Origin of the sequence: Marinomonas pollencensis, assembly GCF_003387375.1 — a bacterium.
Taxonomy (GTDB): domain Bacteria; phylum Pseudomonadota; class Gammaproteobacteria; order Pseudomonadales; family Marinomonadaceae; genus Marinomonas; species Marinomonas pollencensis.
Genome location: NZ_QUNG01000006.1, coordinates 23,345 through 39,301, shown reverse-complemented (window position 1 = coordinate 39,301; position 15,957 = coordinate 23,345). Strand labels below are relative to the sequence as shown.

Annotated in this window: 8 protein-coding genes and 6 tRNA genes; 6 read left to right on the top strand and 8 right to left on the bottom strand. The window is 43.2% G+C overall.

Annotation, left to right across the window (positions count from 1 at the left end; all coding sequences use genetic code 11):
- The first annotated feature begins 3 nt into the window (after positions 1-3).
- The 5 genes from DFP81_RS10100 to DFP81_RS10080 all read left to right on the top strand — a co-directional run bounded on the left by DFP81_RS10100 (position 4) and on the right by DFP81_RS10080 (position 6,266).
- The gene (locus DFP81_RS10100; RefSeq protein WP_115897663.1) at positions 4-1,515 is read left to right on the top strand and encodes a tripartite tricarboxylate transporter permease; all 1,512 of its coding nucleotides are present in this window, start codon (positions 4-6) and stop codon (positions 1,513-1,515) included.
- A 93-nt stretch (positions 1,516-1,608) separates the two neighbouring features.
- On the top strand, positions 1,609-2,556 hold the full coding sequence (locus DFP81_RS10095) for a tripartite tricarboxylate transporter substrate binding protein (protein WP_115897662.1): 948 nt from the start codon (positions 1,609-1,611) through the stop codon (positions 2,554-2,556).
- A 284-nt stretch (positions 2,557-2,840) separates the two neighbouring features.
- Positions 2,841-3,779, top strand: coding sequence for a LysR family transcriptional regulator (locus tag DFP81_RS10090; protein WP_115897661.1), 939 nt, complete (start codon positions 2,841-2,843; stop codon positions 3,777-3,779).
- Between the two features lie 274 nt (positions 3,780-4,053).
- Entirely contained in the window at positions 4,054-5,337 is a 1,284-nt protein-coding gene (locus DFP81_RS10085) for an NAD(P)/FAD-dependent oxidoreductase (protein ID WP_115897660.1), read from the top strand.
- 203 nt (positions 5,338-5,540) lie between these two features.
- Positions 5,541-6,266 (top strand): glutamine amidotransferase-related protein, encoded by a 726-nt coding sequence (locus tag DFP81_RS10080; RefSeq protein WP_115897659.1) that lies wholly within the window; start codon positions 5,541-5,543, stop codon positions 6,264-6,266.
- 751 nt (positions 6,267-7,017) lie between these two features.
- On the opposite strand, the gene DFP81_RS10075 is transcribed toward DFP81_RS10080, so the two are convergent.
- The 7 genes from DFP81_RS10075 to DFP81_RS10045 form a co-directional block, all read right to left on the bottom strand.
- Positions 7,018-7,094 (bottom strand) — tRNA-Met (locus tag DFP81_RS10075).
- Positions 7,095-7,179: 85 nt separating this feature from the next.
- Positions 7,180-7,256, bottom strand: a tRNA-Met gene (locus tag DFP81_RS10070).
- 85 nt (positions 7,257-7,341) lie between these two features.
- A tRNA-Met gene (locus DFP81_RS10065) sits at positions 7,342-7,418 on the bottom strand.
- A 129-nt stretch (positions 7,419-7,547) separates the two neighbouring features.
- Positions 7,548-7,624: transfer RNA gene (locus tag DFP81_RS10060), tRNA-Met, on the bottom strand.
- A 187-nt stretch (positions 7,625-7,811) separates the two neighbouring features.
- A tRNA-Met gene (locus DFP81_RS10055) sits at positions 7,812-7,888 on the bottom strand.
- 98 nt (positions 7,889-7,986) lie between these two features.
- Positions 7,987-8,063: transfer RNA gene (locus DFP81_RS10050), tRNA-Met, on the bottom strand.
- Positions 8,064-8,101: 38 nt separating this feature from the next.
- Positions 8,102-9,001, bottom strand: coding sequence for a hypothetical protein (locus tag DFP81_RS10045; protein WP_115897658.1), 900 nt, complete (start codon positions 8,999-9,001; stop codon positions 8,102-8,104).
- A 164-nt stretch (positions 9,002-9,165) separates the two neighbouring features.
- Between DFP81_RS10045 and msrA the strand changes: the two genes are divergently transcribed.
- Entirely contained in the window at positions 9,166-9,825 is a 660-nt protein-coding gene (gene msrA / locus DFP81_RS10040; RefSeq protein WP_115897657.1) for a peptide-methionine (S)-S-oxide reductase MsrA, read from the top strand.
- A 99-nt stretch (positions 9,826-9,924) separates the two neighbouring features.
- Here the strand turns inward: msrA and DFP81_RS18230 are convergent, their stop codons facing one another.
- Positions 9,925-15,954 carry an Ig-like domain-containing protein gene (locus DFP81_RS18230; protein WP_281272032.1) on the bottom strand — a complete coding sequence of 2,010 codons (6,030 nt, stop codon included), beginning with the start codon at positions 15,952-15,954 and terminating at the stop codon, positions 9,925-9,927.
- Positions 15,955-15,957 lie beyond the last annotated feature (3 nt).

The window sequence follows — 15,957 nt, the reverse complement described above, 5'->3', positions numbered from 1 at the left end:
ACGATGTTTGATAATATTATTAGTGGCTTTAGCCTAGTTTTCGCAGTAGGCCCGATCTTAGGCATTATTGCAGGTGTTATTGTTGGAATAATTTTTGGGGCGATACCTGGTATTTCTGCCATTATGGCAATCGCAATGATTCTCCCAATGACTTTTTATTTAGGCCCTGTAGTTGGTATTACTTTACTACTAGCTGTCTATAAAGCGGGCATCTATGGTGGTTCTATTTCTGCCATATTACTAAACACTCCAGGTGCGGCAGCTTCATTCTTAACCGCACAAGATGGACACGCATTAACCAAAGCCGGTAAGGCAGGAAAAGCACTGGACATATCACTTTTCTCCTCTGTTTCGGGCGAAATGTTAGCGACTATTGTTCTAATTTTGATTGCTGCTCCCTTCTCTTTGATCTCCCTGCAAGCGGGCCCGATCGAGAAAGTGTTTTTACTACTCTTTGCATTCACTATTATTGGCACCATGGCGGGAGATTCTATCCCACGAGGACTATTATCTTGTTGTTTAGGCATGCTTTTTTCCATGGTAGGAATGTCCTCTATTACTGGCGCTTCACGCTTCACATTTGGTTATACAGAATTAATGGGAGGGTTCACCTTTACACCAATGTTAATCGGTATCTTAGTGATGCCTGAAGTGTTTAATGTCATACGCAGACGTAAAGACCCGCAAAACAAATTAACAATCACACGCTCTCCAAATCCTGAGGATAATCGACTCAGTTTTAAAGAGTTTAGGGCTGTTTTTAAAACCATCCTAAAGTCCTCAGGGATAGGAACCTTTGTCGGAGCACTACCTGGGCTAGGGTCTAGTCCTGCGGCTTTTCTTGCTTACAGTGAAGCAAAACGCACCGCTAAAAAACCTAAAGAATATGGTAAAGGGTCCGTTGAAGGCATTGCCGCTGCTGAGTCAGCAAACAATGCCGTCTGTGGCTCAAGCATGATTCCAATGTTGACGTTAAGCATACCTGGTGATGATGTGGCCGCTCTTCTAATGGGTGCTTTTTTGATCCATGGTCTTACGCCTGGACCAATGATTTTCTTCGAGCATACTCAAACAATCTATGCGATTTTTGCAGGCTTTCTGCTTACCGATCTATTTCTATTGGTGATTGCTCGTGCCGGCTTTAAGTTTTTCATTAAAATCGCCTCGTTACGTCAATACTATATATTCCCATGTGTTACTGCATTTGCTTTCACTGGGGCTTATACCACTGGCCAAAATATGGACGATATTATAGTCCTAATAGTCTTTACCATTATAGGTTATGGAATGAGATTAGTAGGTTTAAACCCTGCTGTTTTCATCATTGGATTCATTTTAACACCATTTTTTGAGCAGAATTTAGATCAAGCAATGTCCATTGTTGGAACTAACTATTGGCAATTACTTGCCTCACCATTCTCATGGATTTTTATCATACTTTCGATATTAGCTGTTATTTCTACCATTCGCATACGAAAAAAAACAAAGGAATCTCCTAAAGAAAGAGCGGCTTAAAAAGAACAAACATATTAAATATTAAAAAGAGCTATTCATAGCCAGAGCTAATCACAAAACTATAAACACAACGACAAACAAAAGGAAAAAAATATGAAAAAATTCAATAAAGCTTTAACTGTTATTCCTACAAGCTTAGCAATTTCATTAGCTTCTAGTGCAGCAATGGCAGCTTACCCCAATAAACCAATTAATGTGATTGTACCTTGGGGAGCTGGTGGTGATTCAGATTTGACGACTCGAATCTGGGCTAAAGCTGTAGAGAAAGATTTAGGAGTTCCTGTAGTTGTTATTAATAAGTCTGGAGGTGGTGGCATTATTGGTACATCTTATGTTGCCCGAGCTAAAAAAGATGGCTACACACTAATAAATGCGGGATTAAGTAACATGCTAGTGACCCCTAACTTTAGTAAGGCTCCATACAGCTTTGATAGTTTTACACCTATTGTTAAAATGACTTCCGTTCCATTAGGCATCATTGTTTCTGAAGACAGCCCATATAATACCTTTGAAAAGTTCGTTGCAAATGCAAAAGACAATAAGATTACGCTAGGGTCTTGGGGAGCCTCTTCTTCAGGCACAATTCTGGCTGAAATTATTGCTAAAGAGTCTGGTTATAAACCAAGGTATGTGAATGCGAAAAGTTCGGCCGAGTCGATGGTATCTCTTGTTGGCGGACATATAGATTCAGCGGTAGCCTTTCCCCCAGCCTTTGGCCCCCATGTTGAAGCTGGTCGTGCTCGCATTCTTGTAATGAACAAAAAAATGGCAGAATACCCAAATGTACCAACATTCGAAGACTACGGTATAAAAGGTAGCTTTGAAGGGTGGTCTGGTATCTTCGCTCCGAAAGGCGTACCTCAAGAAGTCATTGATAAATTGACGGCTGCCACTGCTAAGGCAATGAAAGACCCTGAAGTCATAGCACAATATAAAAACATTGGCGCAACAATGGACTTCCGTAACGGTCCTGAGTGGATTACTGATATGAAAACAACCTATGACATTATGAAAACAGCCGCTGCTGATTCTAAAAAGTAGAATACAAGTAACTCTTTATAGCAGTGCCACATCCTTCGGCACTGCTATATCTTTCAACACACTCCTTTCATGGCACCAGAGCGAAGACAAACAAGCGATTGTTAACCATAAAGAATATAGATTTTTTAACTCATAATATAAATATTGCTGATACAATTTAACATGTGATGCATTTTTAGAAATCTTATTGCTGAGTCTAAGCCTCTCTTGAAATGATATTTTAGTGCAAACCATCATTTTCAAAGCGCATTACCTATCTCAAACTTATACTAAAAGGCAATGACATGAACTTGAAACAGATGGAAGTCTTTCGTGCAGTAATGTTAAGTGGTTCTATTTCTCAAGCAGCCAAGCAACTTTATAGAACGCAGCCGGCAGTAAGCATGATGATTAGCTCACTGGAAGATGATATCGGCTTTCAGTTATTTGAACGACACAAAAAGCGACTCTACCCTACACCTGAAGCTCATTACTTGTATAAAGAAATTGAGTCGATCTTCTCTCGTATACAAGACGTTAATTTGACGGTTAAAGACATTCAAAACAAACAGTATGGCTTTCTTCGAATTGGGTGCATGCCAGGACCATCAAGCTTCTTCTTGCCCGATATATTAGCTGACTTTCTTGAGGAACACCCTCAGGTACAGGTCTCCTTACAAACACGCACTTCAGATGCGATAGCTACTTGGGTTGCTTCAAATCAATATGATTTAGGATTCGCAGAAATACCTATTCATCAAGCGAAAAATGAGCGTAACAAAATATTTGACCTACCCTGTATATGTGCGTTACCTGCAGATCACCCCCTAGCTGAAAATGAAGTTATTACATTAGAAATGCTCCATACCGAACCTATGATTACACTGTATCCAGATCACATGATTTTTCGGGATCTAATACAACTGTTCGATCAAGGTGGCTATCAAATGAATGTCCGGTTACAAACTCGATTTTTCACACCGGCTTTAAAGTTTGTTGAACGAGGGTTAGGCGTTTCTATCGTAGATCCTATCTCAGCCATTAGTTACACCAGCTATGCAACACCTGGAAAGGTTGTATTTCGTAGCTTTGAACCTGATGTAGCGCTTCGAATTGGACTTATATTCCCTGCAGAAGCCCCATCATCAATGATCACCATGGAGTTTTCCAAATTACTTTATAATCGAGTTGAAAGCATTCTTGATCAACCAGAACAATTTTTAAACTGGGGAAAGGAAGAGTAAGGATGGCAGTCATATCAATTCAACTTATCTTCCTGCCTTTCTAATACCATTAATTCCTTTTATAGACATTAGTGTATGTGTGAAATGCCTTCAACCCCATATACCACCTCGGGGATATGGTACTTACACCCAGTCCTCGGGTAATTTAATAGCATGGTAATTAACACCCAGTAAAACTGGTAAATAAAATGAAAAAAGCAGCAAGCTGCTTTTATGTGTGTCACATTTTTAGCGTAACGACACGGTTGTCGACGCGAATTAGGAGAGGCTATTTATGTCACCCCCTACTCATGCAAATTCGTACTATGCTGCGTCTGCCAATGATAAGGTCATTCGTCCGCAACTCACTGGCGAACATCGTTGTGATGTCTGCGTTGTTGGTGCGGGTTTTACCGGTATTTCGACAGCGTTAAGCCTCGCTGAAAAAGGTAAACAAGTCATTGTACTAGAAGGAACTCGCATTGGTTTTGGCGCCTCGGGTCGCAATGGCGGTCAGATAGTTAATAGCTTTAACCGTGATATTGACTACATCACCGACAATTATGGCGATGTGATCGGCCAGAAGATGGCAAAAATGGCGTTTGCTGGCGCGGAATTAATTCGCCATCGCATCGACAAATACAATATCGATTGTGATCTTAAGCATGGCAACGTCTTTGCGGCGTGCAACAACAAGCAATTTGAAGAGCTCAAAGCAAAAAAAGCACTTTGGGAAGCCCATGGCCATGACGAGCTTGAGCTTTTAACCTCTTCTTCCATCCAAGATCATATTGGCAGTGAGCGCTATGTGGGCGGTTTACTGGACCGTAAAGGCGGCCATATCCAACCATTGAACTTGGTACTGGGACAAGCCAAAGCCTTCGAAGCATTAGGCGGAGAAATCTTTGAAGACTCTGAAGTGGTTCGCCTTGAGCAAGGCAAACCAGGTAAAGTCGTCACAAAACAAGGCACAGTCATTGCCGATACCATAGTTGTCGCTGGTAATGCTTACCTCTTTGGACTTCTGCCTGATATTGAGAAAAAAGCCATGCCTTGTGGTACTCAAGTCATTACCACTGAGCCGCTGTCTGCAGAGATGCAAAAACAGCTATTGCCAAGTGATCGCTGTGTTGAAGATTGTAACTATTTACTCGACTACTATCGCTTGTCTGGGGATGGTCGACTTATTTATGGTGGCGGTACCACTTATGGCGCTCGTGACCCGGGTAAAATTGAGTCCATCATTGCACCGAAAATGCTTAAAACATTCCCTTATTTAAAAGGGGTCAAAGTGGATTATGCTTGGACAGGAAACTTCTTACTGACCATGATGCGCATGCCTCAGGTCGGCAAAATTGGTGACAACTTATATTACGCTCAAGGCTATTCTGGCCATGGGGTAACAAACTCACATCTTATGGGTGAAAGTCTGTCTGACGCTATTGATGGTGAAACAGAGCGCTTTGATGTTTTTGCCAGCATGCCTCAGTACCCGTTCCCAGGTGGGCGTATGTTACGTGTCCCTTACACTGCGCTGGGAGCCACCTATTACAACATTCGGGATAAATTAGGAATTTAACACCTTAATCAATCACATAGAAAAAGAGATTCTGTCATCTCGCCTATCTAGAATACGAAGCCTATTTATACTAAATTAGAAGCCACCTCATTCGGTTGGTTCACCTAACCGGATGAGGAAATCTAAAATGAACCCCGTTAGAATTCATACATAACTAACGTCAACAGGCGCTTGTCTCATCGCTTTTTTAAGGACTTAATCACATGAAAATTGGCATTCTTGCGGCGGGCATTACACCCGATGTGCTTCAAGTAAATTATCCATCCTATGCAGATATGTTCGTACAACAGCTTACATATATCGAACCAACATTAGCGTTTGAAATATACGACGTGCGCTTGGATGAGTTTCCGCAAAGTGCCGCTTCTTGTGATGGCTGGCTAATAACAGGATCTAAATGCAATTCTTATGATGACGACCCTTGGATTTTACGTTTATGTGACTTTATTCGAGAAATAGACAGCAACAAGCAAACCTTAGTGGGCATTTGTTTTGGCCACCAAATCATTGCTCGCGCACTAGGCGGCACTGTCATCAAGTCACCCGCTGGCTGGGGTGTGGGGGTGCACCACTACCAGGTAACAAGTGATATCCCTACACTGCCAGGCGCCACTGATATCGCATTTTGTGCCTTTCACCAGGACCAGGTGATAGAAAAACCTAAAAAACTAAATGTTTTTCTGAGATCGGATTTTTGTGAATTTGCAGGCTTCATTTATCAAGATCGCATTCTCACTTTTCAGGGTCACCCAGAGTTTTCAAAAGAATATGAGAGTGACTTAGTCGAGTTGTATGCTGGCGTTACCTTAACACCAGAAATTGCTGATAAGGCGCGCATCACGATAAAAGAAGAAAACATTCAGAATAAACAACTTATGTCTTGGATTGCACACTTCCTAAAGAACAAACCACAATCATCAGATATGTAAGTTTCATTAAATGAGCCCCATGATAAAAGCCGGATTCTATATGACAATAGAGCTAGAGACCGTCATGGGGACACCTGCTCTCTTATTACCCATGAATGAACATCGCTCAGTAATACACTGCAGCCTCCCATCATCAGCACAGTCATACCCACACTACCTTCAAAGCAGCCAGCCACTGACCCAAACAATACTGAACACCTGTAAATAGACCTGCCATTAGAGGTCTCCACAGCGCCACCTCAACAAGAAACCGGAGAACGAGAAAACAATAAAATTAAAATAAATCAATCATATACAAAAATTTATCTTGTGATGTTAGGGAGGATTGAAGATATTTTTTAATTCATTACAGACGCAACTTCGCTGAACAAGAGAAAACTAGCGACTTTTTAACTGACCGCGGGATAACTTTTCTTATCAAAAAAACCTAAGAACGTATTTCAAGTATGAATTTAAATGATGGATAGTTTTTTGAAATGATCACAGGAGCTACTTTCTTGAATAAAAAGCGAATCAACGACTGTCACTTGAATTGGTTTCGGGAGCAGCTTTCCTACTAAAGAGAAACCTACGACCGTTTTTTGAAATGATCACAGGAACCACTTTCTTGAATAAAAAGCGAATCAACGACTGTCACTTGAATTGGTTTCGGGAGCAGCTTTCCTACTAAAGAGAAACCTACGACCGTTTTTTGAAATGGTTGCGGGAGCAGCTTTCCTACTAAAGAGAAACCTACGACCGTTTTTTGAAATGGTTGCGGGAGCCGGATTCGAACCAACGACCTTCGGGTTATGAGCCCGACGAGCTACCAGACTGCTCCATCCCGCGCCAAGTTAAACTATTTATATAGTTTACTTTTTTAGTGATATTTAACTGATATGTTCTGTTAATCAATTCTTACGATTCAACGAATTGGTTGCGGGAGCCGGATTCGAACCAACGACCTTCGGGTTATGAGCCCGACGAGCTACCAGACTGCTCCATCCCGCGCCAAGTTAAACTATTTATATAGTTTACTTTTTTAGTGATATTTAACTGATATGTTCTGTTAATCAATTCTTACGATTCAACGAATTGGTTGCGGGAGCCGGATTCGAACCAACGACCTTCGGGTTATGAGCCCGACGAGCTACCAGACTGCTCCATCCCGCGACAGATTAAACTATTAACTTATATAGTTTATATGCAGAAATTAAAGATAAAAATTACGACCAAAAAACTATATTTTGGTTGCGGGAGCAGCTTTCCTACTAAAGAGAAACCTACGACCGTTTTTTGAAATGGTTGCGGGAGCCGGATTCGAACCAACGACCTTCGGGTTATGAGCCCGACGAGCTACCAGACTGCTCCATCCCGCGCCAAACTAAACTACTTATATAGAATAGGTTTTATCTTGATTTGCTAAAAAGCTTTGTGACCAACTCATCTTAAATGTGTTGTATGAATCACTTTCTTAAACAAAAATCGAACCAACGACTTTCAATTTAAATGATTGCCGGAGCCACTTTCTTAAACAAAAAGCGAACCAACGACCTTCAATTTAATTGGTTGCGGGAGCCGGATTCGAACCAACGACCTTCGGGTTATGAGCCCGACGAGCTACCAGACTGCTCCATCCCGCGACAAATAAGTGAATAATCCACTAACAATTTTGCTTTCGTTGACTTCTTGTGGAGGCACTTTCTCAAAGAAAAAGTGAGCCAGCGACCATACTTTAATATGGTTGCGGGAGCTGGATTCGAACCAACGACCTTCGGGTTATGAGCCCGACGAGCTACCAAACTGCTCCATCCCGCGTCAACGAGGTGCGTATTATAGAGAAGCCTAAGCAGGAGTCAATAGATTGATTGTATTTTGTTTTTTATTGATTGGTGGGAAGGAATAAGGCCAAGTGTATGGCAAAAGTAATGCAGTCCTGAATGATAAGACTGATAGTCCCTAGCATGGTATGAAAGAACCCTTCTTGCTTCGTCGCCCATTGTTCTCCAGTTGATCAAACAATTAATTAGTCGGCGCTCATTTGTTGATTCTATCAACCAACCATTTTCACCATTCCTAACCCCTTTACCCGAATCACTAATGCAAAGCACAAATAAGCCATTGGCATTTGCTATGTCGATTAACAATTCATAATTCGGCATTGTTTCAGATATCAGCAATAGGCCAGACTCTTTAGATTGGAACTCCGCAGGGTAGTTTTCTTGCTTGGCGGCTATTTTAAGAATCTCGAACTGACTTTCATCTGACAAACGGCTAAAAACAGGGGCCATCGGGTCACCGTCAAAGACGAGCGCTCTGTTCGCCACTATTTTAGTTGTACTTGCCCCAAAATAAATGAACTCATTTCTCTCCTCTTCATGATCCCAACTTCGGTATTCCATAAAGCGCTTTAGCCAAAAGCCTATTTGACTAACTTTCGATGAGTCATCCTCCAAATGTTCGGGTAGTCGATTAAAACTCACCTCACATTTAAGCGCAGGCTTAACCAACCTAGCCAACATATTTGTCTCACTACCAAAGCACATGAGAAGATGTGGTTTGTAGCAATGGACAAAATCAATCAGCGCTCGCATACTTGGTTTAATTTTACCGGACTGCGGTGCATGCTGATGATCAATTTGCAAAAACATAGGCTCTATTTGGTATAGGCACAAGGTCTCATCTAGCTCATTAATGAATTCGACCAAGGGGCGGTTTGCTTCTCTAGAGTCCCAGAAAACCATGATACGAAACATAGCAATCAATCTCGTTAAAACTTTAATAAAGCGTAAACAGCTAACCCAAATATTGCCATATACTCGTTCGTTGTATTTTGTAACCTAGATACCTTGTACTGTAGCTATATGTTGCTCAAGCAGCCCCTTTGACCATTACCTTAAAATAGAGCAGGAGCCTAATTATGTTAAGAGCACTTGAAGAACAACTGAAGAAATCTTCTATGCCAACTAAAGAGTCAGCATTGCCAGGTAGAACCACTCCTCTGCCTATCAGCGGAATACATGCCGTTAACCATGCATCTTTTCTAAGCCCGATGGAAAGTAACGAGGCAGAAGTCATTTTGGCAATGGGCTGCTTTTGGGGCGCGGAAAGAAAGTTTTGGAATACGCCAGGTGTATTGGTCACTTCTGTAGGCTACATAGGAGGCTTCACAGAAAACCCTACCTATGAAGAGGTGTGTTCAGGGCAAACAGGCCATACAGAGGCGGTGGCGGTTCGTTTCGATACAAACCAAACCACACTCGAAGCCATTCTTAAAGTATTTTGGGAAAATCACGATCCGACTCAAGGAATGAGACAGGGTAACGACATTGGCAGCCAATACCGCTCTGCCATTTTTCTAAAAAAACCAGAGGACTTAGCGATAGCTGAAGCGACTAAGGCGTCTTATCAAAAACAACTCTTAGCCTCCGGTCATGGCATGATCACCACTGAAATAGAGCCATTAAGCACCTACTATTTTGCCGAAGAATACCATCAACAATATCTACATAAAAACCCAAATGGTTACTGTGGATTAGGTGGTACTGGCATCAGTTGCCCTATTGGCCTCGGCGCTTAATAAAATCTAGCCACTGTCACTTTTCTCTTCTTAGCTTCGAGATATAAAAAAACCGAATTAGATACCTAATTCGGTTTTTTTTCGCTCAGCTAATAATAATTAACCATCAACATTAACGCTGTACTCTTGGTCATTAAATACAACAGTCACAGTACTTCCAGCTTCTCCTAATGTCGAATCTGAACCAAATGTAGCCACTTGATGATCTGCACCATTAGCATCTTTAACCGAAAGGCTTCCAGAACCATCATCGTTAGAATCTAACTTGATGTTGGCATTAAGATAAGCAGTAACGGCATCGGCATCATCTAGATTAACATCATCTGCAGACAACAAATCACTCACATCCAGCGCATCGTTATTCACATTAAAGTCGGTAATTTGATCAATACCATTAGTCGATGGATCTTGGAGAATAAATAAATCATTACCATTATCACCGGTCAATGTATCATTCCCCTGACCACCAATAAGAATATCATTACCATGACCGCCTAATAGAGAGTCATCTCCATCACCGCCAAAGAGAATGTCATTGCTATTGCCTCCTTCTAAGTAATCTTGCCCTCTTCCCCCGTCTAATAAGTCCGCACTATTACCCCCATATAACTTATCATCACCATCGCCGCCTTCTAACCAATCTGCGCCATTACCACCAGACAGATTATCCTGAGCATTGTCTCCTATAATATGGTCATTATGATTCGTCCCAGATATAGTGTCGTCATTTGAGGTTCCATTGATCGTATTGCTGTAATCACGCGATTCATATTCGGCAATGTCATCTTGATAGGAAGCATCCGTACCGGTATCAGCCCCATCATCCGCTCCCACTACATCATCAGTCGTATCATCCGCTCCCACTACATCATCAGTCGTATCAGTGACAATATCTGACACATCGGTTACAACAGAAGTCGTTGGGTAAGCATCGCTACCTAATACTTGATATTCTCCAATACCACCTACTGCTGTTACTGGCGCTAGAGACACACTTAACTGGTAGGCACCACCTTGATCCCAGTAGACAATCTCAATAGACTGTTCGCCACTCTCTGTCACAGTAAAGGTAGAAATATCTGTAGCGACGGCTTGAATATGATCGACATAAACAACTACCTCACCATTGATTTTGATTTGATAACCATCATCCGCTGATACCTTAATACTGTATGCGCCAGCAGCTAATGACACACTGCCTGTCAATTGCACAACAGAATCTTCAGTACTTTGTTGATCGACATAAGTTAAAGAGGACGAATCGCTCCCTAACCAAGAATCCAAATTAGTACCACTGCCTAGGTTGTTATAAGCTCTTGCATAATCAACGTCAGTAGCAATAAAGGTCGCATTGGCAGACTGATTCGCAATAATGCTCTCCGCTTGTGCAATCGACGTAATATTACTATTGCCTTCTGCAGAATCATCGTAGTTATAGAAGCTTCCACTCAATCCAGACACGGTTGTTGTGGTTCCGGTGTCTGCATCAGGGCTGCTCACCGTAATAGACAAGGTATTTGTTACTGAATCACCATCCCCATCTACTACGCTATAGCTGTATTCAACAACCTGTGAACTGGTATCTCCCAAAGCGCTCACAAGAGCATCACTAGGAGTGAAGCTATAAGTGCCATCTTCATTAACTACCAAAGTACCGTTATCATCGATGGTTGTTGCTTCAACGACAGAATCCAACCCATCCGCACCAGCATCTGTGTTTAGAGTACCTGTTAACACATACTCATCCGCTGGACTTGAGTCTGTCAGTTCAACATGGGCAGCTACTGAATAGGTAACTTTTGCTAATTCGTCAGTTGTCACAGTGTTAACTATTTCACCATTTACCAAGAAGCCATCTAGATAAACAGTGTAACTTGTACCGTTAACCTCAACAGTTGCACTTGAAGCTTCTAAGGTTAAGGAGTCTCCCGAATTTACCAAACTATTACTTGTCGCAACTTCAGTAAATTTAGAAGCAAGAGATACAACCTCTTCCTTGCCATCAATTATCAAACTCACATCGACATTAAACGTAGCACTTTCTAAATCATCAGCATATGCAGCATTCGTCAAACCATTTTCATGCGTGATTTTGGCAACGACAATGCTATCGCCAAAACCAATACCTGAAGAATTATCTTCTACTTCGCTAGCAGTAACTGAGCTTTCTCCAGCAGAGATATTATGTTTATGAGCGTAATTCCCCCATGAGAGCGTCTCGTTAAAATCATCATTATCATCATCAGTTTTGGAATGAGTTCCAAGCTTATAGCCACTTTGCTCAAACAACTCACCTGAAAATCCTGATTCAATACTGGAGATAGAAAAAGTACTGGAGGTAAGTTGCAGCTCTGCTTCAGTCGTTACCGCACTTGGTTCATCATCTTCTATAACCGCGGTTACTGCGCTAGTCGTGGTTGACGTGCCATCATTAACTGCAACACCAAACTGAATAGAAAGTGAATCATCTGCTGTCGTATTAGACTGATCTACAGGTCCATTCAATGTAACCGTGTATGAGCCTTCGCCACTGCTATTCACATCACCAAGCGTAACCGTGACAATTGCTTCACCATTCGCAGAGCCAATCAAATCACCTTCACCGTTTAGATCCCAGGTTAACGGGACGTTACCTGAGGTATACGTCTCTGTAGGCGCAACCAAGGATACAGACAAATCGTCTCCGTCTATATCACTGACTGTAAAGGTGCCTGTTGCACTGGTTGTACCTGCTGTTGAGTCTTCTAAACCTTTTTCAGACACGGTCACCGATTCATTATTCAACGAGATTTCGGCCGCGTCATTAACGCCTTCAATAGAAATAGAAAGAGTAGATTCAGCACCAGTATTAGTAACGTAACTTACTGTTGGTACATCTCCTGACCAGTTGGCAATCGGTTCAAAACTATAAGAGCCATCCCCGTTTAAGGTTAACGTTCCTGCACCATCAATTGTGACAGAGTCTCCAGCAGAATAAATCGTGTCATCATTGTCGACCGTAAATGTCGCAACCAACAGTCTGTCATCGGCATCAGAATCATTAGATAACACCCCTTCTTCTGCCGAAACAGTCAGAGTCGTATCTTCTGTGCCTATTCCCATGTCAGCCGCCACGACAGTGTCAGCCGTTAGGTTAATGGTGAATGTAGCAGTATCCGTTGTGCCATCTTCCGATGTGGCTGTAATGTCGATAGTCGGCGCGGAATCGCTACCATAATCAAGCTTAGTATTGTCTGCGACAGTAACCACACCAGTCGTTGCGTCGATAGCAAAGGCACCATTATGATCATCAGACAAACTGTATTTCACGGCATCACCATCAGGATCAACCGCAAGCCCTGTTACTTGAACTTCGGTTCCATTCGCCGCACCTTCACTAATCACATTAGCATCTGAATCAGCATCTGAAAGAGCACCGATACCAAGATCATAAGTCGTTGATGTAGAGGCATTGAAACTGTTTCCAGCGCTATCAGTTCCTGTCACAGAAGCGGTGATAGTCGCGTCAGGGTAGGCATACAACACATCACCATCTACTTCATAACTATAACCAAGATTATCTTCGTCATCTGCTACGACATTGGCTGAATAGGTAGCCATCACACCCGCGGCGGTTGCTATGGTTAGGGTCACGATATCCCCTACCGCAGCATCACCACCAACACGGCCGGACAGTGTTACTTTACTCGCCGCTTCATCATGAGTAACCAAATTATCTTCGGTGACCTTATCAAGGCTAATTCTCGCTGCCGCTGTCGTGTCTGCACTTAACGCCGTCTCGCTGGCTATAACAGATTCATTACCAGCAACGTCTGTGATCTGGGCTGTGATTGTTTCGTTTGGATCAATCTCAAGAGTCACTTGGCCATCAATAATCACATCTGCAGATACCGCCTCACCATTAATAATCAAGGTATCTGTGTCTGCATCGAAATCATCTGGCACGCTGATCGTTGCCGTCACGGTGCCATCAGCACCAAGCTCTTCCGCGTTGTAAACACCGTCTTCGTTGGCGTCACCTGCGATCGAGATAGTTGGAGATCCAACAGATGTGTCTATTGTCACATCGTGCATAATTTTAGTTTCATTACCTGCCGCATCAATCGCTTTGATGTTTAGGCTGTTTGTGCCCTCAGGCAACCCATTATCAAGCGTAATACTGTAAGTTCCACTCTCATCCGCTGTGCCGGTTGCTGTTTGCTGCGTGCCGGTCGCATCTGTGTACAAGATAGCAACGCTCGCACCCGGCTCTGTTTGACCCGCTATTGTTGGTGTCGCGTTATTGGTAATCGAGTCATCGTTCGAACCACTATTAGTCGCATTCGTAATATCAGCAGTTAAGCCGCTCACTGAGGTATCGACAGTTACGTTTTGAGTTGTCGTCGTTTCGTTACCCGCCGCATCAATCGCTTTAACTGTCAGATCGCTCGAACCTTCGTCCAATGCCGCTGGAATCGTGATGCTGTAATTGCCATCCGTATCCGCCGTCACCGCATCGGTTGTCTGCTCTGTACCTGATACATCTGTGTACGTGATCGTAACGCTCGCACCCGGCTCTGTTTGACCCGCTATTGTTGGTGTCACGTTATTGGTAATAGTGTCATCGTTCGAACCACTGTTAGTCGCGTCCGTGATGTCGGCAGTTAAGCCACTCACTGAGGTATCGACTAGAGCACTGTCTGACCCTACACCACCTCCAGTAGAAAGCGATGCGCTCACTTCTAATGTTTCGCCTTCCGTAACGGCAATGCCAGATACAGACACAGATCCATTGCTAATATTATTTGAGTTAAGCGTAATTACTCGATCAGGCTCACCATTATTGCTAGTCACATTGATCGTATCACCAACCTTCGCACCTATTGGTAAGTCGATAGAGACTGTCACACTGCCATTAGCCTCATCAGAATTTAACAACCCATCATTATTAGTATCGTTAGTAATAGCGACGGTTGGTGTAAATAGATCAGAAATCGTATAAGTATCACCATCGATTTTTACATTCTCTACATCGATCAACAGAACCACGTCACCCGTATCACCACGAGTAATTTGAAGATTTCCATTATCATCCACAACAAACGTCGCCTGACTCGCATCAAAGCTCTGGAAAATAACCGTATCAACACCAGCCCCACCATCAATAGTCAGACCATCATTGGCATCATCGGTGCTCACCGTGACTTGATCATTACCTGCACCTGTTAATACAAAGTCGTCACCCACTTCCGTAGATATAGAAGTAGCCGATCCATGCCAATAATGTGCCGTATTGGAATCCGCACTTACATTTCCAGCTGCATCCGTTTGAGTTGCTTTAAAGAACTCATTGTCATTGACCTGAACATCAGTCAAGTTCGACACATCAGCAGTCCAATTACCATTTTCATCAACAATAATTGAAAGGCCTTCAACTTCGACATACTCACCCGTTTGAGTGTTATTACCATTTACAGATGATCCAGAGATAACATGTAAAGTGATCGACGTACCAGGCTCTCCAGTACCATGTAAAGTCACGGTTGAGTAATCAGAATTGGCTGAGTCATCAGTGATGTTCGTGATAACAGGAGCATCAATTAATGTATCCACGGTCACGTTTTGCGTGGTCGTGCTTTCGTTGCCCGCGACATCGACCGCTGTGATGCTCAAGCTAGTTGAACCTTCGGCCAGCGCATTCGTGATCGCGATGGTGTAATTACCATCTTCATCCGCCGTGCCTGTCGCCATGCGCTCTGTGTTTGTCGCATCCATGTACGTGATCGTCACGGTCGCACCCGCTTCTGTCACACCACTAATGTCTGGCGTCGCATCGTTGGTAATCGTGTCGTCGTTCGAACCACTGTTGGTCGCATCCGTGATGTCCGACGTCAAGCCGCTAACCGACGTGTCCACGGTGAAGCCACCGTCCGCCGCGTCGCTGACCGCTGTGAAGGTGTTGCCGGCAGCGTCAGTACCACTGACACTTGCGCTGATGGTGGTGTCGTTCAAGACAGACAAGACCGCACTTGGGATGCCGATGCTGTAAGTGCCCGCGTCGCTCACCAAGCCGCTGTAGCTCGCGGTCGTGCCGTCGTTCAAGGTCACTGACAAGGTCACGGTGTCGCCTTCGCTTGCGTCGCCACCCACACT

What these genes read in the sequence shown, in the direction of transcription:
- DFP81_RS10045 (WP_115897658.1), bottom strand. Translation starts at nt 9,001, where the DNA reads ATGTTTCGTATCATGGTTTTCTGGGACTCTAGAGAAGCAAACCGCCCC.
- DFP81_RS10080 (WP_115897659.1), top strand. Translation starts at nt 5,541, where the DNA reads ATGAAAATTGGCATTCTTGCGGCGGGCATTACACCCGATGTGCTTCAA.
- DFP81_RS10100 (WP_115897663.1), top strand. Translation starts at nt 4, where the DNA reads ATGTTTGATAATATTATTAGTGGCTTTAGCCTAGTTTTCGCAGTAGGC.
- DFP81_RS10095 (WP_115897662.1), top strand. Translation starts at nt 1,609, where the DNA reads ATGAAAAAATTCAATAAAGCTTTAACTGTTATTCCTACAAGCTTAGCA.
- DFP81_RS10090 (WP_115897661.1), top strand. Translation starts at nt 2,841, where the DNA reads ATGAACTTGAAACAGATGGAAGTCTTTCGTGCAGTAATGTTAAGTGGT.
- msrA (WP_115897657.1), top strand. Translation starts at nt 9,166, where the DNA reads ATGTTAAGAGCACTTGAAGAACAACTGAAGAAATCTTCTATGCCAACT.
- DFP81_RS10085 (WP_115897660.1), top strand. Translation starts at nt 4,054, where the DNA reads ATGTCACCCCCTACTCATGCAAATTCGTACTATGCTGCGTCTGCCAAT.